The organism is Terrabacter sp. MAHUQ-38, from assembly GCF_014518425.1.
In the GTDB taxonomy this organism is placed as follows: domain Bacteria; phylum Actinomycetota; class Actinomycetes; order Actinomycetales; family Dermatophilaceae; genus Terrabacter.
In genome coordinates this window covers 847,276-866,806 of record NZ_JACVCU010000002.1, presented here as the reverse complement: position 1 = coordinate 866,806, position 19,531 = coordinate 847,276, and the positions used below count along the sequence as shown (strand labels likewise).

The following is a 19,531-nucleotide window of genomic DNA, read 5'->3' as shown; positions in this document are numbered from 1 at the left end:
TGCGCAGCCGTGAGCCCCGGCACATTGCGGCTACCTCATGCGTCGCGTGCGGTGGACGGCTCCGTGCCTTCGTGCTCCGGTCGCCGGATGAGGGCGCGGTCCTCGAGCTCGTCGAGGAGGCTGCGCAGCTCGGAACGGACGAAGTCGCGGGTGGCCTGCTCGCGCAGGGCGAGACGTAGCGAGGCGACCTCGCGCGTCAGGAACTCGGTGTCGGCGAGGTTGCGCTCGTCGCGTGCCCGATCCTGCTCGAGGGCGACGCGGTCGCGGTCGGCCTGCCGGTTCTGCGCGAGGAGGATGAGGGGAGCGGCATACGAGGCCTGGAGGCTCAGCATGAGCGTCAGGAAGATGAACGGGAACTCGTCGAAGATCAGCGACCGCGGGGCGAGGGAGTTCCACGCGATCCACGCCGCGACGAACACCGTCATGCCGATGAGGAACCGCGCGGTGCCCATGAAGCGTGCGAACTTCTCGGACAGGATGCCGAACGCCTCCTGGGAGAAGGACATCCGCGGCAGCACGCGCGCGCGCTGCTCCTGCGGCTGGTCGAGCTTGTCGCCGCGCACGGCCCGCGCGCCCGTGCGACGCTCCGTCCGCTCGCTCACGGCTTGACCCCCAGCTCGTGCCGCTCCTCACGCCAGTCCTCGGGGAGGATGTGGTCGAGCACGTCGTCGACGGTGACCGCGCCGATGAGCCGCCCGTCGTCGTCGACGACCGGCAGCGACACGAGGTTGTACGTCGCGAGCGTTCGAGTCACCGTCTCGAGCGAGGCGGTGGCGGGTACCGGCTGGATCTCCTTGTCGATGATCGAGCCGACCGCGCCGTGCGGCGGCTCGCGGAGCAGGCGCTGGATGTGCACGAGGCCGAGGTAGCGCCCCGTCGGCGCCTCGAGCGGGGGACGGCAGACGTAGACCATCGACGCGAGCGCAGGCGCGAGCTCCTCGCGCCGCACCGTGGCGAGGGCTTCGGCGATGGTCGCCTCGGGGCCGAGGACGACCGGCTCGGTCGTCATCATGCCGCCGGCTGTGTTCTCGTCGTAGGTGAGCAGCCGCCGCAGGGGAGCGGCCTCGTCGGGCTCCATCAGCTGCAGCAGCTCCTCGGCCTGCTCCGGCGGCAGGTCGGCGAGCAGGTCGGCGGCGTCGTCCGGTTCCATCGCCTCGAGGACGTCGGCGGCGCGCTCGTTGGCGAGGCCTGCGAGGATCTCGACCTGGTCGTCCTCCGGCAGCTCCTCGAGAACGTCGGCGAGGCGTTCGTCGTCGAGCGCGGCGGCGACCTCCGCCCGCCGCTTCGGGTTGAGGTCGTGGATGACCTCGGCGAGGTCTGCGACCTTGAGGTCGTCGTAGGTCTCGAGGAGCCGCTCGGCGCTCTGAGCCCCAGCCTGTTCGTGCAGCCCGACGACGTCGCGGATGTCGACGAGCATCGTCTTGCCCGAGCGCCGCCGGGTCAGGCGCGACATGGCCTTGGACGCCGAGGAGACACCAGCCGGGGCCTGCCTGACGAAGACGCGCGTGCCGAGCCAGTCGCGTCGTGGTCCCTGCTCGATGGCGAGGTCCTCGACCAAGGCGTCGGCGATGCCGGCCTCGACTGCCTCGGGGGTCGTGACCCGGACCGTGCGGTCGAAGAGCTCGGCAGCGACGAGCACCTCGTTGGTGCGCTGCTCGAAGCGACGCATGTTGACCAGGCCCGTCGTGATGACGGCTCCGGCGTCGATGGAGGTGACGCGCGTCATCGGCACGAAGACGCGGCGGCGACCCGGGACCTCGACGACGAGGCCGATGACCCGCGGCTCGGGACGGTTGGCCGAGAACATCACGACGACGTCGCGCACGCGGCCGACCTGGTCGCCGAGCGGGTCGAAGACGGCGAGGCCGGTCAGGCGCGCGACGAAGACGCGGGTGCTCGCACTCATGACGCCAAGGCTATGGGGTCAGCGTCCGCGTCGCCGGGTGCCACGTCGCTGGTGCTTCTTGCGAAGCCTGGCGCGCTCCTTCGCCGCCTGACGAGCGGCCTTCGCCTCGTCGCGGGCCCGCTTGCGCTCCGCCTTCTCCTCACCACGGCCACCCCAGTGCCACGGTCGCCACGACGTCGTCGTCGCAGCGGTGCGGGCAGGTGGCTGGCGGTGGTCGTCGGCGGCATACGCCCCGGGGGACTCGAGGGGGCTGCCGAACGGCACGAGCGCGGTGACGGTGCACTCGGCCGCCCAGCGGGCGAGCGCGTCGTCGACGGAGTTGAGGCGCGAAGCCCTGAGCAGGTCGGCGCCACGCTGCCACTCGGGAGTGCCGGGCTCGAGGACGTGGACGTGCGCGCGCACCGTCAGCAGCCGGCCTCCGGTGTCCTTGCTGCGCAGGATGAGCCGGACCTCCTTCGGCAGCCACGGCAGCGGCTGCTCGCCGGGACCACTGACGACAAGGGCCGCGCCGTCGTCCCAGACGTGCCACGCGGGCCATGTGCGGTCACCGGCCACCTCGATCCAGAGCAGGCCGGACTTGGTCATCGCCTCGGCGAGCAGGGCGGCGGCCGTCGCCGCGTGCGGCTCGCTCGAGGGCTCGCTCGAGGGCTCAGTGGGCCGCTGGCTCGGCGACCCACTCGACTCGGTCCGGGGCTCGGTCACACGGCCACCATAGTGATCCCGCCCTCATCGGTGGCATGCGTGACTGTCGTCATAACGCGCCGCGAGAGCGCGTTGCTACGTTGACGCCCATGCGCAGCGCCAAGGACTTCTTCCGTCCCCTCGCGGTCGGCGCGCCGGCGCCCCTGACCCAGGTGCCGGCCCGCCCCAGCCGGGTCATCCACTTCTTCGACCCGAGCAACCCCAAGATGGCGGCAAAGGTGCCCGACCTCGTCGGCACCGCCGACGTGTTGCTCGGCAACCTCGAGGACGCCGTCAAGGCCGACCGCAAGGAGGCAGCGCGCGCCGGCCTCGTCGAGATCGCCAAGGCCACCGACTTCGGCGACGACACGCAGCTCTGGACCCGCATCAACGCCCTCGACAGCCCCTGGGCGCTCGACGACCTGACGACGCTCGTCACCGAGATCGGCGACAAGCTCGACGTCGTCATGGTGCCCAAGGTGCAGGGCGCCGAGGACATCCACTACGTCGACCGCCTCCTCGCCCAGCTCGAGGCCAAAGCGGGTCTCACCCGCCCCATCCTCGTGCACGCGATCCTCGAGACCGCCCGCGGCATGGTCAACGTCGAGGAGATCTGCGGGGCCTCTCCGCGCATGCAGGGCCTCTCGCTCGGGCCTGCCGACCTCGCCGCCGACCGCCGGATGAAGACGACCCGCGTGGGCGGCGGCCACCCCGGCTACCTCGTGCGCGCCGACCCCGTCGGAGGCGACATCACGGGTGCGCGCGCCACCGCCCAGCAGGACCTCTGGCACTACACGATCGCGCGCATGGTCGACGCGTGCGCGATGCACGGCATCTACCCGTACTACGGCCCGTTCGGCGACATCTCGGACGTCGTCGCCTGCGAGGACCAGTTCCGCAACGCGTTCCTGCTGGGGTGCGTGGGTGCCTGGTCGCTGCACCCGGTGCAGATCGACATTGCCAAGCGGGTGTTCAGCCCCTCGGCCGACGACGTCGCGCACGCCCGGCGCGTCGTCGCCGCCATGGGCGACGGCACCGGCGCCGTCATGCTCGACGGCAAGATGGAGGACGACGCCAGCCTCAAGCAGTGCCTCGTCATCGTCGAGCTGGCCGAGCGTCTCTCGAAGTCCGACCCGGCGCTCGCCGAGCTGTATGCCGCCGAGTCCGTTCCGCAGGAAGGCTGACCCGTGCCCGAGCAGACGACAGCTGTGGACGCGGTCACCCACTACCGGCCCCGACGCTCGGTGCTGTACATGCCGAGCTCCAACGAGCGCGCCCTGGAGAAGGCGAAGACGCTGCCCGTCGACGCCCTGATCCTCGACCTCGAGGACGCCGTGGCGCCCGACGCGAAGGACTCGGCACGTCAGAACGCTTGTGCCGCAGTGCAGTCCGGCGACTACGGCCGCCGGGAGCTGACGATTCGCGTGAACGGGCTCGGCTCGCAGTGGCACGAGGCCGACCTCGCGGCAGCCAGCGCCGCTGGGCCCGACGCCATCGTCGTCCCCAAGGTGGGCTCGGCCGAAGAGGTGCGCCGGCTCGTGGCAGCCGTGGAGGCAGCGGGGGCCCCGGAGCACACGCGCCTGTGGGCCATGGTCGAGACGCCGGTCGCGGTGCTGCACGCCGAGGAGATCGCGCGCGCCTCCGACCGGATGGCGTGTCTCGTCCTCGGCACGAACGACCTCTACAAGGAGCTCGGTGCGACCTTCGCCCCCGGACGCGCTGCCATCTCGACGAGCCTCCAGCTCGTGCTGCTCGCTGCACGGGCAGCCGGCGTCGCGGTCGTCGACGGTGTCTACAACGACGTCAAGGACGCCGACGGCTTCCTCGCCGAGGCCCGTCAGGGTCGCGAGATGGGCTTCGACGGCAAGACCCTGATCCACCCCGGCCAGGTCGAGCCGTGCAACGAGGTCTTCGCTCCGAGCGCCGCCCAGGTCGAGGAGGCACGGGCCGTCATCGCGGCCTTCGAGTCCGCGCAGGCAGAGGGCAGGGGCGTCGCGACCCTGGGGGGCCGGCTCATCGAGAACCTCCACGTCGACACCGCTCACAAGGTGCTCGCCACCGCGGAGGCCATCGCGGCACTGTCATGAGGCACCGGAACGTCGCGAGCGGCAGGGCTCCCGCTCAGCGACGACCGAGCGCTCCGGCGCTGGTGAGAGCGACCGACGCTGCTGAGCGCGAGAGACGCGGCTGGAGCCGCCGTCAGGTGACGGCCCCGAGCTTGTCGGGATTGCGGATCGCGTGGAGGGCCGTGATGCAGTCGTCCTCGACGGTCAGGAACAGGACCGAGTCGACGCCTTCGACCGAGGTCGTCACGATGGCGAGCTCGCCGTTGACGGTGCGCAGGTGCGGGGCCAGGCCCTCGACGTCGGGGCGCCCCAGCACGCCGAGCAGCCAGCGAATCACCTTCTCCGCGCCCTGGATCGGCCGCAGGGCCGCCTTGCGCAGCCCGCCGCCGTCGGTGACGAGGGTGACGTCGGGCGAGAGTACCTCCATCAGGCTGTCGAGGTCACCCGTCGCCGCCGCGGCCATGAACTGCTCGGTCACCTCGCGGTGCCGCGCCGCGTCGACGACCGACCGCGGCTGCCGCGCCTCGACGTGCGAGCGGGCCCGGTGGACGAGCTGGCGGACGGCCGCGGGCGAGCGGTCGAGCGCACCCGCGACCTCGCCGGACGGCATACCGAAGACGTCGGAGAGCACGAACGCCGCGCGTTCCAGCGGGCTCAGTGACTCGAGGACGATGAGCATGGCCATCGACACGTCGTCGGCGAGCTCGGCCGCGGCGGCGCCGTCGCCGCGGGGGTCGCTCGAGACCGGTTCGGGCAGCCAGGGTCCGACATAGCTCTCGCGACGGGTCCGCAGCTGCCGCAAGCGGTTCAGGGCCAGGCGCGTCGTGATCGTCAGGAGGTACGCGCGGGGCTCGTCGATGGTGTCCGGGTCGACGCCGCTCCATCGGATCCACGCATCCTGCACGACGTCCTCGGCGTCGGAGTGGCTGCCGAGCAGACGGTAGGCCGCGCCGACGAGGAGCCGTCGGTGCTCCTCGAAGAGCGCGGCCTGCTCGTCAGCGGTCGGACGGTTCACGGTGCTGGCACCTCGCAGTGGTCCTTGAAGCCCTGGCTCGTGAGGCCGAGGGCCGAGTTGGTGCGGGAGCGGAGGTTCTCCAACGAGATCATCTCAGTGAGCTCGACGAGCTGCTCGTCGGTGAGCTGCTCGCGCAGGTCGGCGACGAGCTCGTCGGTCACCTCCGGCGGGGTGACGGTCATCGCCTCGGCGTACGCGAGCACGGACCGCTCGAGGGGCGTGTAGACGTCGGCCTCGCGCCAGTCGGCGAGGTGCTCGAGCTTGGCACGGTCCAGACCCTTGTTCCGGGAGACGTACCAGCCGAAGTCCATGCACCAGCTGCAGCCGATCTGCGCCGCGACAGCAGCCGACGCGAGGTCCTTGAGCCCTTCGTCGACGCTCGACCACTTCTCGACGGCCATCTCGAAGCGCGACACCGACATCAGGACGCGTCGGTTGTGCAGCATCGCGAGGCCGGGTTCGAGCACCGCGCCGTAGCGGCGCCTGCTCCACCCCGACACCAGCCGCACGAAGAGCGTCGGGCGGTGCTCGAGCGGGACCCGGGCCGAGCTCGTGCGGGCGACGGGAGCGTTGGGAGCGCTGGGGGCGATGGGGGCGGCTGGGCGGGTGGTCATCTCGGTCTCCTCCGTGGTGGTGGGCGCCGTGGTGGTGGGCGCCGTGATGGTGGGTGCCGTCAGGAGGTGGACACGCGTACCGGCCGAAGTGTGACATCACCGGTGCCTCAGACTCGCTCGGGCGCCCAGGCCATCTGGGCCGCCGCGTGCGCGCACCAGACGTCGTCGTCGGGACCTCCCATGACGAAGTGCGGCTCGGCGAGCCGGGCAGTTCGGCGGAAGATCGAGTGCCGGTCGAAGTCGGCGCGTCCGTCGCACGCCCCCGTGCGACGTCTCGCTGCCCGTGAGCCAGAGTGCTGCGCTCGCCGCCACGACAGACCTCACGCGGGAGGGACCGAGGTCACTCACGATGAGCAACGCGCCGAAGCCGCCCATCGACCAGCCGACAAGCTGATCGGCGTGCCGGCAGCCAGGCCGGAGCTCTCGAGCGCGATGCATCCCGTAGCGGTCGGAGAGCACGCCCTGGCTGAGGGCTGGCCCGCCCGCACCGACGATCCGGGGGGACGCGCCACGCCCCTGGTCGCCGATGAGCGGGGGGGAGCCCCGAGCCGACTGCCGTCCGGTGCACGACCTGCGGTTTGGGCCACGGACTGCGTGGCGCACCGTCGCCCGTCGGCCGAGACGCAGCCCGTGCCACGCGGCCGGTGCCACGCAGCCCGGGCCACGCAGCGCGTGCCACGCAGCCCGTGCCACGTGGCGCGTGCTCAGCTGAGGTGGTGCGGGGTGACCTCGCTGCGCTTCTCCGCGTCGTCACCGGCAGCGAAGTCGTCGGACGCCGAGTGCGTGTCCGCAGTGCCTGCCGGCACGAACCGCACGACGACCGCCTTGGACACGGGGCAGTTGCTGCCGATCGCCGTCGACTCGAGCGCGACGAGCGGGTTGACCTCGGGGTAGTAGCCGGCGGCGCAGCCGCGGACCGTGGGGTAGGCGATGATCCGGAAGTTGCGCACGACGCGCTGGGTGCCGTCGGGCCAGGGAGCGATGACGTCGACGCGGTCGCCGTCGGAGAACCCCAGCGTGGCGAGGTCGTCGGGGTGGACCATGACGATCTCGCGCCCGCCGGAGATGCCCCGGTAGCGGTCGTCGTGCCCGTAGATGGTCGTGTTGAACTGGTCGTGGCTCCGGAGCGACTGGAGCACGAGGTGCCCCTCAGGAGCCGACACCATCTCCAGGGGGCTCACCGTCAGCGCTGCCCGTCCGGACGGCGTCTCGAAGGTCCGCGAGTCACGCGGCGGGTGGGGGAGCACGAAGCCCCCCGGCCGGTGGACCTTCTCGTCGTAGGCGGCACACCCGGGCACGACCCGTTCGATGTGCCGGCGGATGACGGAGTAGTCGTCCGCCATTGCGGCCCAGTCGATCTCGCCCGGGGCGCCGCGCCCGGCGAGGGTCGCGGCCGCGATGCCGCAGACGATCGACACCTCCGAGCGCAGGTGCGGGCTCGCCGGCTCGAGCCGGCCGCGCGAGAGGTGGACGCTGGACATGCTGTCTTCGACCGTGACGGCCTGCAGGCCGCTGCGCTGCTCGTCGCGCTCCGTGCGGCCCAGCGTCGGCAGGATCAGCGAGGTGTGGCCGACGACGACGTGCGAGCGGTTGAGCTTCGTCGAGACGTTGACGACGAGCTCGACGTTGCGCAGCGCGTCGTGGGTGACCTCCGTGTCGGGCGTCGCGGCAGCGAAGTTGCCTCCGAGCCCGACGAGCACCTTCGCCTGGTGGTCGCGCATCGCCCGAATCGCGTTGACGACGTCGAGACCTCTCTCACGCGGGACGGTGATGCCGAACTCCGCCTCGAGGGCGTCGCCGAAGTGGGGCGGCAGCTTCTCCCAGATCCCCATCGTGCGGTCGCCCTGGACGTTCGAGTGCCCGCGGACGGGGCAGAGCCCCGCGCCGGGCTTGCCGATGTTGCCCTGGACGAGCGCGACGTTGGCCATCTCCTTGATCGTGGCGACGGCGTGCCGGTGCTGCGTGACGCCCATCGCCCAGCACAGCACCGTGCGGCGCGAGCGCGCGAACAGCTCGGCGACCCTCTCGATCTGGGCCCGGTCGAGCGAGGTGGCCTCGGCGACGAGGGCCCAGTCGAGCTCGCGGACGTGCTGGGCCCACGCCTCGAAGCCGGTCGTGTGCCGCTCGATGAAGTCGTGGTCGAGCACATCCTCGCCGGCGTCGTCGCGGGCGACGAGCAGTGAGCCGATCGCCTGGAAGAGGGCCAGGTCGCCGCCGACGCGGATCGCGAGGAACTCGTCGGCCAGCTCGGTGCCGACGCCCGTCAGGCCCCGGACTGTCTGCGGGTTGTCGAAGCCACGCAACCCGGCCTCCGGGAGGGGGTTGACGGCGACGATCGTCGCGCCGCCGCGCTTGGCCTTCTCGAGCGCGATGAGCATGCGGGGGTGGTTCGTGCCGGGGTTCTGCCCGGCGATGACGATGAGCTCGGCCTCGTAGAGGTCCTCGAGCGTCACCGACCCCTTGCCGATGCCGATGACCTCGGCGAGCGCGACGGACGTCGACTCGTGGCACATGTTCGAGCAGTCGGGCAGGTTGTTCGTGCCGAAGGCACGGGCGAAGAGCTGGTACGCGAACGCGGCCTCGTTGGACGCGCGCCCGCTCGTGTAGAAGAGCGCCTCTTCGGGGCTCGCGAGACCGCGCAGCCGGTCTGCGATGAGGGCGAAGGCGTCGTCCCACGAGATCGGCTCGTAGTGCGTGCCGCCCTCACGCAGCACCATGGGGTGCGTGATCCTGCCCTGCTGCCCGAGCAGGTAGTCGGTCCAGCCTTCCAGCTCGGCGACGGGGTACCGGGCGAAGAAGTCGGGGTCGACCCGGCGCAGGGTCGCCTCCTCCGCGACCGCCTTGGCGCCGTTCTCGCAGAACTCCGCGACGCTGCGCTCCTCCGGGTGCGGGTCGGGCCACGCGCAGCCCATGCAGTCGAAGCCGTCGGCCTGGTTGATGCGGCGCAGCGTCGCGAACGAGCGCCGGACGCCCATCTGCTCCATGCCGCGCTGGGCCGTGACGGCGATGGCGGGAAGGCCGCCCGCCTTCGCGCGCAGCCGCGACCGCTCGACGTCCGTGGCGTCGACGTCATGCGTCGGCGCGGGGGTGGGGCGCACCGGCACCAGCGGGATCAGGGTCCGTCTCCTCTGCTCGGTCATGGTCAACCCCTCCTCGGATCGGTCGCGCCGCGGCACCCGCCGCCCCTCGCACATCACCCACGCGGGACTGGTCGCTCATCGTGAGTCTGCCCCATCGGTCCGGCGTGCGGGATACCTCCGGCGCCCTCGTGCGTTGGAGCAGTCATGAGGCAGGACACCGGCTCCGGCCTGACCCGTCGGCGCCTCCTCACGCTCGGCGCGGTCGGAGCGGTCGCCGCCGGCGGGCTGTATGCCGTGTCGCACGGTCCCGGCCTCCCGCCCCTCCCGCAGATCCCGGGTCTCGGCGAACCGCCACCGCCCGAGCTGCGCCTCGACCCGCAGCCCGTCGACTTCACGGACCTGCGGGCCCGCCGGCGCATCGGCCACGCGGCATACGCCTACGAGGTGAACGGGCGTCCCGCGACCTACTACGTGACGGAGCCGTTCGGGGCCCGGCTCGACGGGTGGCTCGCGCTGCACCGGCGGCACGTGGGGCAGGCACCCGACCAGATCCGCTCGTTCGGCGCCTGGGTGCGTGGCTCGTCGACGTCGTGGCACAGCTCGGGCGAGGCGATCGACATCGCGCGGCTGCGCGCCGACGGGCGCGACCTGACGTCGCTGCGCTACGACCAGTGGCGGGACGCCCCGGCGAGCGAGCTGCGCCGGCGTCTCCGGCTCTACTGGGGCACAGCCGCCGGGCTCCACCACGAGTTCGCCGACGTGCTGACGTATCTCTTCGACGCCGCGCACGCCAACCACATCCACGTCGACATCGGACGCTTCGGTCCGGAACGACCTCGCCTCATCCGCCGCTCCAACGCGCAGGTCCAGGCCGTGCAGGCCATGTGCCGGCACGTGTGGGAGCGCACCGACGTCGAGACCACGGGCGACTTCGACGACGTGACTCGCGACGCGACGTCCCGCATCCTCGAGCAGGTCGGCGGGCCGGGCGAGCTCGCCGAGTCGCGCGAGGCGTGGCAGGCGTTCATGGTCGCGACGATGGAGCGGGCCCAGGCGACGTGAGCCGGGTCACGCCGGGAGGGACGCGTACACGCCGACCGTAGGATCGAGGCCATGGCCCAGCCCGTGCTCACGCCCCAGACCGAGGACTTCCCTCGCTGGTACCAGGACGTCGTCGCCAAGGCCGAGCTCGCCGACAACGGTCCGGTGCGCGGCACCATGGTGATCCGGCCGTACGGCTACGCGATCTGGGAGCGCATGCAGGCCGACCTGGACCGGCGCATCAAGGACGCGGGCGCGCGCAACGCGTACTTCCCGCTCTTCATCCCCGAGTCGTACCTCACCCGCGAGGCCGAGCACGTCGAGGGCTTCAGTCCCGAGCTCGCCGTGGTGACGCATGCCGGTGGCAAGGAGCTCGAGGAGCCGGTCGTGGTGCGGCCGACCTCCGAGACCGTCATCGGTGAGTTCATGGCGAAGTGGACGCAGAGCTACCGCGACCTGCCGCTGCTGCTCAACCAGTGGGCCAACGTCGTCCGGTGGGAGCTGCGTCCGCGGATCTTCCTGCGCACGAGCGAGTTCCTCTGGCAGGAGGGCCACACGGCACACGCCACGGAGGAGGACGCGCGCCTCTACGCCAAGCACATCCACGAAGAGGTCTACGCGACCTTCATGCGCGAGATGCTCGCCATGCCGGTCGTCCTCGGTCGCAAGACGGCCAGGGAGCGCTTCGCCGGCGCGACGAACACGCTTGCGCTGGAAGCGATGATGCGCGACGGCAAGGCACTGCAGATGGGCACGAGCCATGAGCTCGGGCAGAACTTCGCGAAGGCCTTCGACATCTCGTACCTCTCCGAGCAGGGCAGCCACGAGACGTGCTGGACCACGTCGTGGGGCACCTCGACCCGCATGCTCGGCGGCCTCATCATGTGCCACGGCGACGACCACGGGCTGCGCGTGCCGCCCCGGCTCGCGCCGGTCCAGGCACTCGTCATGGTCGTCAAGGAGGGCGAGGGAGTCCTCGAGGCGGCGCGGCAGGTCCTCTCGGACCTCGTGGCGCGCGGAGTGCGGGCCGAGCTCGACGCGCGCCTCGACACACCCTTCGGGCGCCGCGTGGTCGACGCAGAGCTCAAGGGCATCCCGGTCCGCGTCGAGATGGGCCCCCGTGACCTCACCGAGGGGAGCGTCACCGTGGCCCGGCGCATCGCAGGCGGCAAGTCGGCCGTCCCCCTCGCCGGTGTCGCCGGGGTCGTCGTCGGGGCGCTCGCCGACGACCAGGAGGCGCTCTATGCCGCCGCGCTGGCCCACCGTGACGCCAGCACCTCGGCGGCCACGACCCTCGACGAGGCCGCCGAGGCGGCCCAGACCGGCTGGGCCACGGTCCCGTGGTCGACGATCGGACCCGAGGGCGAGGCACTCCTCGCCGAGTCGGCCGTCACGGTGCGCTGCCTCACCCTGCCGGACGGGTCCGTGCCGGCCTCGGAGTCCGACGACGGCGTGCTCGCCGTGGTGGGGAGGGCGTACTGATGACCGCGAGCCCGCACGAGCCGCCCCGCGAGGCGCAGCCGGAGATCCTGACCCCGCTGTTGCGCGACCGCGAGAGCGTCATGGTCTATGACCGCTCGCACGTCATCGGCCCGGACGCCCTGCGCGCCATCCTCGAGGCTGCGCGCTGGTCACCGTCTGCCGGCAACTCGCAGCCGTGGGGCTTCATCGTCGGCCTGCGCGGCGACGACACCCACGCCGCGATGGTCCAGGTGCTGTCGTCGGCCAACCAGGCGTGGGCACCGTCGGCGTCGGCCATCATCCTCACGCTGCACCAGGTCGCGACCGACGAGGACCACGAGATCGCCTACAGCGACTACGCGATGTTCGACCTCGGGCAGGCCGTCGCCCACATCACCGTGCAGGCCCGCTCGATGGGCCTGCAGGTACGCCAGTTCGGCGGCTTCGACCACCGCGCCGCCACCGAGGCGTTCGCCGTGCCGCCGCACTGGGCCGTGACGACCGGCATCGCGCTCGGCCTGCCGGCCGGGCCCGACGGCGACGCGCAGATGCCCGGCTGGGTGCGCACCCGCGCCCGCCTTCCGCGCTCTCGCCTGCCGCTCGAGGCCTTCGTCCACTCGGGCAAGTTCGGCCATCCGGCGGACTTCCTCACCGACTGAGGCCGGACGCGACCGCCCCTGCCTCTCCCGGGCGAGGAGCCGGGCCGGCACGCGGACGGAGGCCACCCCACGAACGGGTGGCCTCCGTCACGCCTGCGGACTCCTCGGCGTCCGTGCCTCACCAGCGCGACGTGGCCGCGGCCATGAGGTCACCGAAGAGCAGACCCTCGTCCACGACGTACCCACGGCGAGTGAACCACTCACACATGTGTCGCGTGTCACGTTCGAGGAACTCCGGGCCGTGCGGGTTGCCGATGACGTCGACGACCTGCGGCCAGTCGATGATGACGAGCCGCGCGTCGTCGCCCTCCCCGGCGAGGAGCACGTTGTACGGCGACAGGTCGCCGTGCGCCCACCCCAGGTCGGCCAGCCGGAGCATCGACTCGCGCAGCTGCTCGAAGAGCACGGGCAGCAGGCCGGACGCGGGCCGGACCTGGGCGAGGCGCGGTGCGGCCTGTCCGTCGGGCGTGCCGATGAACTCCATCAGCATCTCGTCGTCGGACATCTGCACCGGGTACGGCACCGGCAGGCCCTCGTTCCACAAGCGGACCAGCGTCTCGAACTCCGCGAAGGCCCAGAGGCCGCTGATCAGCTCCTTGCCGAAGGAGGTACGGGTCCGCATGGCCCGCGTCTCGCGCGACTTCCGCACGCGCCGTCCCTCGAGGTAGCCCGAGTCGCGATGGAACATGCGGTGCTTGCTCGACCGGTAGCGCTTGCCGGCCATGAGCACGTCCCGGTCGGGGGAGCCCGGCACCCACCTGCGCACCAGGTGGACGTCGGCCTCCTTGCCGGTCTTGAGCACCCCGAGGTCGGCCTCGACGGCGCCGAGGTCGGTGATGACCCATGCGGGTCGTGGCTTCGGACCGTGCGTGGCCCCGTCCCAGCTCGACCACCGCTCGCCCTCGGGCGGGGCGTCGGGCTGGGTGTCGACCGCGTACTGCTCGAGCTCGAGGTCGGACACCCGCCCGTTGGTCAGACGGGCGTCGTAGACCTCGTACTCGTCTTGGTGAAAAGCATTGAATGACAAGGTGACTCCAAGGAAGAAGTGATGTGGGCAGGCGTGCCCGGGGCCGTGATCGACATGTCACCCTCCTTGGGTCGGTGCGTCGGTCGTCCACCGTCGCGGTCGACACCGAGGGTGCCGCACCCGCGCCGGCGCGCGCAACGCAATTACAGGTGACGCCGATTTGGCCGGATCGGTATCACCGGCCGCTCTCGCGGCTCTACGGTGACGGGAGGTCCACATCTCTGGTCGAGCTCGGAGGGGAGCCACGTATGCCGTCCGCGTCCTTCGGTGGGGGAGCGGTGCGCGTCCGTACGCCGCGCGGCTACGACGCCACACCGGCTACCGACCGCACAGACCGGGACCTCTCGCCCGGTGACCTGCGGGCCGCCGAGAGGGCAGCCCTCGTCGAGGCCCTGAGGAACGAGGACTTCGTCGTCGTCGACCGGATCGACCTGACACCACAGCGAACCCGCGACCTCGACGAGCCGGGCCCGCCCAACCGGCGAGGCACCGTCTCACTCGACGTCGACGTGCCGGCCGGCAACGACGCGGTCATCCTCCTCGAGCGTGACGGCGTCTACTCCTGGCACCTCCCCGTCGGCGCGCAGGAGCGCACCCGCTCCCTCGACCCCGGCCCGCGGACCGTCTCGTTCTCGCTCTCGGTGCAGCCTGAGCCACCGGCCCGACCCACGCGCCGCACCCGCGCGCTCGCGGCACCAGGCGCGGGCGCGGATCGTGGCCTCCTCGGGGACCTCGCGCACGGCGCACTGCAGGCCGTCGTCCTGCGCTTCGCGGCACCCGTCATCGTCGGCAAGGTCGTCGAGCGGTTGGAGTCGAGCGTCAGCACCGGGCTCGTCCACGTCAGCGGCGGGGCGCTCGACGCCTGGCGACCGGTCGAGGGCATCGGGCAGGTGGGGCTGCCGACCGACCGTCCCGCGCGCGTCCTGCTCCTCGTGCACGGCACCTTCTCCTCGACGACCGGTGCGTTCGGTGCGCTCGCCGTGACCCCCGGCGCGGAGGGCTTCGTCGACACCCTCGTGTCGGCCTACGACGCGGTCCTCGGGTTCGACCATCGCACCCTCAGCGTCGACCCCGAGCGCAACGCGCGCGACCTCCTTGCGCTGCTCGAGCCGCACGACGGCGAGCTCGTCATCGACGTCATCACGCACAGCCGTGGTGGGCTCGTGACCCGCTCCTTCGTCGAGACGGTGCTGCCCGGCTCGAGCCTGCGCGCGGCCGTCGACTCGATCGTGTTCGTCGCCTCCACCAACGGCGGCACCCACCTGGCCGACCCGGCCCGCTGGCACGACCTCGTCGACCTCTACACGAACCTCGTCATGGCGACGTCGGCCGGCTTGTCGCTCGCGCCCGGCGGCGCTCCCTTCGCCGCCATCGTCAGCGGCGTCGTGCGCGGCGTCGGCGCGCTCGTGAAGTACCTCGTCTCGTATGCCGCCGGCGAGGACGGCGTGCCCGGACTGGCCGCGATGACGCCGGACGGCCCGTTCGTCACGACGCTCAACCAGGACCAGCCGGGGCAGCCTGGTCCCGGGACGAGCTGGTACGTGGTGTCGTCCGACTTCCACGTCTCCCTCTTCGACGACCACCACAACCCACCGGAGTTCCCCCGCGAGCTCGCCGTGAAGCTCGCCGAGGGTTTCGCCGACGGGCTCTTCCGAGGCGGCAACGACCTCGTCGTCGACACGGACTCGATGGCCGCGATCGGTGGCCCGGCCGGAGGCTACGTGCGCGACGCGTTCGCCCTCGGCACCAACGACGTCGTGCACCACGTCAACTACTTCTCGCAGCTGTCGGTGATCGGAGCCATCTCGCAGTGGCTGCCGCTCGGGCTCGGCGCGTCCGACGTCGAGGCGGCCCTGCCCGACTGGATGACCGCGGGCCCCGTCGTCGGCGCGGAGGCCGGAGGCGACCGCGGCCTCGAGATGGCCGACGGTGGCGGGGACGAGCTCGGCGCCGTCCCGGAGCTGCCACCGTTACCACCGTCGCAACCGCTGCCTCCGTTGCCGTCCGTCCCCCCACCAGTGGCCGCGCCGCCGCGACCTCCGAGGGCGGCCCGCAGGCCGACGGCGAAGAGAGCCACGGCCAAGAAGGCCACGGCGAAGAAGTCGGTGGCCAAGAAGACGAGCCCTGGTGCCAGGGGCGTCGAAGCAGTGGGAGCCGAACCGGCGGAGGTGACCACTCCCGCCGAGCTGGCCGCCGAGATGCCCTCGACCGTGACCCCGGGCACGGACTTCACCGTCCGCGTCCGCCTCGCCCGGGCCCAGCTCGCGCCCACGGAGGGCACCGTCCACGTGGCGGAGACCGTGCACGTCGTCGCCGAGCGGCCCATCAACGTGCAGGTGTACGCCAAGGAGAACGTCACGGTCCTCGACACCGACGCGAAGGTCTTCGGTCTGCCGAGCGGTGACTGGGCGAGCGAGCTCACCTTCCGCGCGCGGGCCCTGGCCGCCGGCCCCGTCCGCGTGTCGATCGTGCTGCGCCAGGGCTGGGTGCCCGTCGCCACGGTGGCCCTCGAGGCGACGGCGGCTGCGGCCGGCATGGTCGCACCGGCGCCGGCCACGGCCGCCGTGCACACCGGGATCGACGCCCCGGAGCTCGACGGGCTCGCCTGCCTCGACATCGTCGAGGGCCGCCGGATCACGGGGGAGCGGGTGTACAGCTACGCCCTCCGCCTGGTCCCCGGCGAGGCCGAGCAGGTCTTCGAGTCCGCGCCGATCGTCGGCCGGGACGAGTTCGTGCGGGACCGGATCGCCGAGGTCGAGCGGGTCATCAAGGACCCGGACCTCACGCCGCGGCAGCGACTCACCCAGCTGCAGAACACCGGCGCTCTGCTGTTCGACCAGTTCTTCCCCGAGGAGATGCAGGCCTACCTCTGGAAGCACCGCGAGCGCGTGCGCGACCTCATCGTCTACACCGACGAGCCGTTCGTGCCGTGGGAGCTGGTGCACCTCAAGCCCCCGCGCGGCAAGCGCGGCACCAAGCCTCGATTCCTCGCCTCCGGTGGTCTCGTGCGCTGGCAGCTCGGCAGCTTCCCGCCCCGCGAGGTACGGGTCCGCCGCGGCAGGGCACGGTCGATCTGCCCCGTCTACGCCAACCCGATGTTCAAGAACGACGTGGGCGTCGCCGAGGCCGGCTACCTCCGCGATCGCTTCGGTGCCAAGCCGGTCACGGCGACACCCAGCGGTGTCGAGCGTCTCCTGCGCGGAGGCGGCTTCGACCTGCTGCACTTCTCTGGCCACGGCGCCGCCCGAAGCGAGGCGATCGCCGACGCGAAGGTGCTGCTCCGGGGCCAGCGGCGTGGCTCGACCGTACGCGAGCAGTACCTCAGCTCGACGGACGTCTCGCAGAACGTCGACTGGACCGACCCCGGCGTCCCCGGGCCGCTCGTCGTGCTCAACGCCTGCCAGACCGGGCGCTCGGGTGAGCTCTTCACGACCGTGGGGGGCTTCGCCAAGGCGTTCCTCGACGCCGGCGCCTCGGCCTTCGTGTCGTGCCTGTGGTCGGTGCAGGAGGAGCCCGCGCGCGTCTTCGTCGAGACGCTCTACGAGGAGCTGCTCAAGGGCACGCCGATGTCCCGCGCGAGCGCCCTCGCGCGGGCTGCCGCCCGCGACGCCGACGACCCGACGTGGCTGGCCTACGTCGTCTACGCGAGACCCGACGCCGTCCTCCGGGCGGTGTGAACGGCTACGACACAGTCGAACCCACTCACCCGAGGGGTTCCGGACCAGGGAAAGGAACGGCCATGGCACGCAGGGCCTTGTGCGTGGGGATCAACGAGTTCAAGTCACTACCGCACACCAGCTGGCTCGCCGGCTGCGTCAACGACGCCAACGACATCGCCAAGGCGCTGAGGCCACTCGGTTTCACCGCTCGTTCCACGACGGTCCTGACCGACGCCGACGCCACCCGGCGCAACGTCATGGACGCCCTCGAGAAGCTCGTCGGGTCCGCGAAGCCGGGCGACCACCTCGTCTTCACGCTGTCGAGCCACGGCACCCAGGTGCCCAACGAGCCAGGCGGCGACCAGGAGGCGGACGACCTCGACGAGGCCTTCGCCTGCTACGACATCCGCCAGAAGGGCGACCAGTGGGACCGTGACACGGTCATCGTCGACGACGAGCTGCGCGACCTCTTCGCCCGCGTCCCATCGGGGGTGCTGCTCGAGGTGCTCCTCGACACGTGCCACAGCGGCACGGGACTCAAGGACCTCGAAGAGATCCTCCAGGCGCAGCTGCTCGGCCGCCGTCCCCGCTTCCTGCCCGCGCCGACCCGCCGGGGGCTGGAGCAGACCCGCTCGCTGCGAGCGGCCACACCCGTGCGCACCGTCGACCGCAAGGCCCTCGTCGAGCTCGTGAGGAGCCGGTCGACGGCATCCAAACCGGTGCTCTTCGCCGCCTGCAAGCCCGACCAGACGGCGTCGGACGCCACCTTCGACGGCCGTTCCAACGGCGCGTTCACCTACCTGTTCCTCAAGGCCATGAAGGACAGCCCGACCGCCACCCGCACCGAGCTGCTCCGATCCGTCACCGCCGGACTCAAGGACGGCGACTTCAGCCAACGCTCGACGCTCGAAGGCCCGGTCAAGTCGAAGAAGGTCGGGTTCGGGCAGCCCTGGTAGCCGGCCGCGGTCCCCTCCCCGGTGAGCGAGGACACAGGTGTCGGTACTCACACGCGAGCGCGCTGACCGCGCCCCCGGGGCGACGGCATACTCGGTCGGAGTTGACGCAAGGCCCGACGCACGGCCCAGACGCAAGGTGGCGATCCGAGCATGTCCCGACTCCAGCAGACCGACGGCCTCTCCGAGGAGCAGACCGAGCTGCTCAAGCTCGTCCGCGAGTTCGTCGACGAGCAGATCCTCCCCGTCGCGACGGAGCTCGAGCACAAGGACGAGTACCCCTCCTCCATCGTCGAGCAGATGAAGCAGATGGGGATCTTCGGGCTGATGATCCCCGAGGAGTACGGCGGGCTCGGCGAGTCGCTCCTGACGTACGCGCTCTGCGTCGAGGAGATCGCCCGCGGCTGGATGAGCGTCAGCGGCATCATCAACACCCACTTCATCGTCGCGTACATGGTGCTCCAGCACGGCACCGAGGAGCAGAAGCAGCACTACCTGCCCAAGATGGCGACGGGAGAGATCCGCGGCGCCTTCTCGATGAGCGAGCCCGGCTGCGGCTCCGACGTCTCGGCGATCAAGACCAAGGCGGTCCGCGACGGCGCCGGCGAGTGGACCATCAACGGCCAGAAGATGTGGCTGACGAACGGCGGCTCGGCGAACCTCGTCGCCGTCCTCGTCAAGACGGACACGGGCGCCGACTCGGTCTACAAGAACATGACGACCTTCCTCATCGACAAGGAGCCCGGCTTCGGCGAGACGGCCCAGGGCGTCACCGTGCCCGGCAAGATCGACAAGATGGGCTACAAGGGCGTCGACACGACCGAGCTCATCTTCGATGGCCACCGCACGAGCGACGCGCAGATCCTGGGCGGCGAGCCGGGCAAAGGCTTCTACCAGATGATGGACGGCGTCGAGGTGGGCCGGGTCAACGTCGCCGCGCGCGGATGTGGTGTGTCGAGAAGGGCGTTCGAGCTCGGGGTGTCCTATGCGCAGCAGCGCGAGACGTTCGGCAAGAAGATCGTCGACCACCAGGCGGTCCTGTTCCGTCTCGCCGACATGGCCGTCAAGGTCGAGGCGGCGCACGAGATGATGGTGAAGGCCGCGCGCAAGAAGGACTCGGGCCAGCGCAACGACCTCGAAGCCGGGATGGCGAAGTATCTTGCGTCCGAGTACTGTTCGCAGGTCGTCGAGGACAGCTTCCGCATCCACGGCGGCTACGGCTACTCGAAGGAGTACGAGATCGAGCGCCTCTACCGCGAGGCGCCGATGCTGCTCATCGGTGAGGGCACCGCCGACATCCAGCGGATGATCATCGGTCGACGCCTCGTCGAGGACTACAAGCTCAAGGCCTGAGGGCGCCTCGCCGCGC

15 protein-coding genes are annotated in these 19,531 nt (G+C 71.4%); 8 read left to right on the top strand and 7 right to left on the bottom strand.

Annotated features, from left to right (window positions below; translation table 11 throughout):
* Positions 1–35 precede the first annotated feature (35 nt).
* Genes H9I49_RS10925 through H9I49_RS10915 form a run of 3 tightly spaced genes read right to left on the bottom strand, consistent with a single transcriptional unit; the run spans position 36 to position 2,608 of the window.
* The gene (locus H9I49_RS10925) at positions 36–602 is read right to left on the bottom strand and encodes a DUF1003 domain-containing protein (RefSeq protein WP_370587531.1); all 567 of its coding nucleotides are present in this window, start codon (positions 600–602) and stop codon (positions 36–38) included.
* Positions 599–1,906: a magnesium transporter MgtE N-terminal domain-containing protein gene (locus tag H9I49_RS10920; RefSeq protein WP_188030343.1), complete on the bottom strand. Its 1,308-nt coding sequence runs from the start codon at positions 1,904–1,906 to the stop codon at positions 599–601. The genes H9I49_RS10925 and H9I49_RS10920 overlap by 4 nt, the downstream gene beginning before the upstream one ends.
* A gap of 18 nt (positions 1,907–1,924) precedes the next feature.
* Positions 1,925–2,608 (bottom strand): hypothetical protein, encoded by a 684-nt coding sequence (locus H9I49_RS10915; RefSeq protein WP_188030342.1) that lies wholly within the window; start codon positions 2,606–2,608, stop codon positions 1,925–1,927.
* An 89-nt stretch (positions 2,609–2,697) separates the two neighbouring features.
* Here H9I49_RS10915 and H9I49_RS10910 point away from each other — a divergent pair, with 89 nt between their 5' ends.
* Both H9I49_RS10910 and H9I49_RS10905 read left to right on the top strand, forming a co-directional pair.
* Positions 2,698–3,771 carry a CoA ester lyase gene (locus tag H9I49_RS10910; protein WP_188030341.1) on the top strand — a complete coding sequence of 358 codons (1,074 nt, stop codon included), beginning with the start codon at positions 2,698–2,700 and terminating at the stop codon, positions 3,769–3,771.
* Positions 3,772–3,774: 3 nt separating this feature from the next.
* Complete coding sequence (locus H9I49_RS10905) at positions 3,775–4,674, top strand: CoA ester lyase (RefSeq protein ID WP_370587530.1); 900 nt, start codon at positions 3,775–3,777, stop codon at positions 4,672–4,674.
* Positions 4,675–4,786: 112 nt separating this feature from the next.
* Here H9I49_RS10905 and sigJ read toward each other — a convergent pair whose 3' ends face one another.
* The 3 genes from sigJ to H9I49_RS10890 all read right to left on the bottom strand — a co-directional run bounded on the left by sigJ (position 4,787) and on the right by H9I49_RS10890 (position 9,422).
* Positions 4,787–5,668: an RNA polymerase sigma factor SigJ gene (gene sigJ / locus H9I49_RS10900; RefSeq protein ID WP_188030340.1), complete on the bottom strand. Its 882-nt coding sequence runs from the start codon at positions 5,666–5,668 to the stop codon at positions 4,787–4,789.
* Positions 5,665–6,282, bottom strand: a complete 618-nt coding sequence (locus H9I49_RS10895; RefSeq protein ID WP_188030339.1) for a carboxymuconolactone decarboxylase family protein — start codon at positions 6,280–6,282, stop codon at positions 5,665–5,667. Before H9I49_RS10895 ends, sigJ begins: the two co-directional genes overlap by 4 nt.
* A gap of 704 nt (positions 6,283–6,986) precedes the next feature.
* Positions 6,987–9,422 (bottom strand): FdhF/YdeP family oxidoreductase, encoded by a 2,436-nt coding sequence (locus H9I49_RS10890; protein WP_188030338.1) that lies wholly within the window; start codon positions 9,420–9,422, stop codon positions 6,987–6,989.
* Positions 9,423–9,566: 144 nt separating this feature from the next.
* On the opposite strand from H9I49_RS10890, the gene H9I49_RS10885 reads away from it, so the two are divergent.
* The 3 genes from H9I49_RS10885 to H9I49_RS10875 are packed head-to-tail and all read left to right on the top strand — an operon-like array spanning position 9,567 to position 12,523.
* Positions 9,567–10,424 carry an extensin family protein gene (locus H9I49_RS10885; RefSeq protein WP_188030337.1) on the top strand — a complete coding sequence of 286 codons (858 nt, stop codon included), beginning with the start codon at positions 9,567–9,569 and terminating at the stop codon, positions 10,422–10,424.
* Positions 10,425–10,475: 51 nt separating this feature from the next.
* Positions 10,476–11,885 (top strand): proline--tRNA ligase, encoded by a 1,410-nt coding sequence (gene proS / locus H9I49_RS10880; RefSeq protein ID WP_188030336.1) that lies wholly within the window; start codon positions 10,476–10,478, stop codon positions 11,883–11,885.
* Complete coding sequence (locus H9I49_RS10875) at positions 11,885–12,523, top strand: nitroreductase family protein (RefSeq protein WP_188030335.1); 639 nt, start codon at positions 11,885–11,887, stop codon at positions 12,521–12,523. Before proS ends, H9I49_RS10875 begins: the two co-directional genes overlap by 1 nt.
* A 118-nt stretch (positions 12,524–12,641) precedes the next feature.
* Here the strand turns inward: H9I49_RS10875 and H9I49_RS10870 are convergent, their stop codons facing one another.
* Entirely contained in the window at positions 12,642–13,550 is a 909-nt protein-coding gene (locus tag H9I49_RS10870; RefSeq protein WP_188030334.1) for a serine protein kinase RIO, read from the bottom strand.
* 248 nt (positions 13,551–13,798) lie between these two features.
* Here H9I49_RS10870 and H9I49_RS10865 point away from each other — a divergent pair, with 248 nt between their 5' ends.
* The 3 genes from H9I49_RS10865 (at position 13,799) to H9I49_RS10855 (ending at position 19,515) form a co-directional block, all read left to right on the top strand.
* A complete protein-coding gene (locus H9I49_RS10865; RefSeq protein WP_188030333.1) occupies positions 13,799–17,227 on the top strand; it encodes a CHAT domain-containing protein in 3,429 nt (1,142 codons plus the stop codon).
* Positions 17,228–17,289: 62 nt separating this feature from the next.
* Complete coding sequence (locus tag H9I49_RS10860) at positions 17,290–18,165, top strand: caspase family protein (RefSeq protein ID WP_188030332.1); 876 nt, start codon at positions 17,290–17,292, stop codon at positions 18,163–18,165.
* A gap of 150 nt (positions 18,166–18,315) precedes the next feature.
* Positions 18,316–19,515: an acyl-CoA dehydrogenase family protein gene (locus tag H9I49_RS10855; RefSeq protein WP_188030331.1), complete on the top strand. Its 1,200-nt coding sequence runs from the start codon at positions 18,316–18,318 to the stop codon at positions 19,513–19,515.
* Positions 19,516–19,531: the final 16 nt, after the last annotated feature.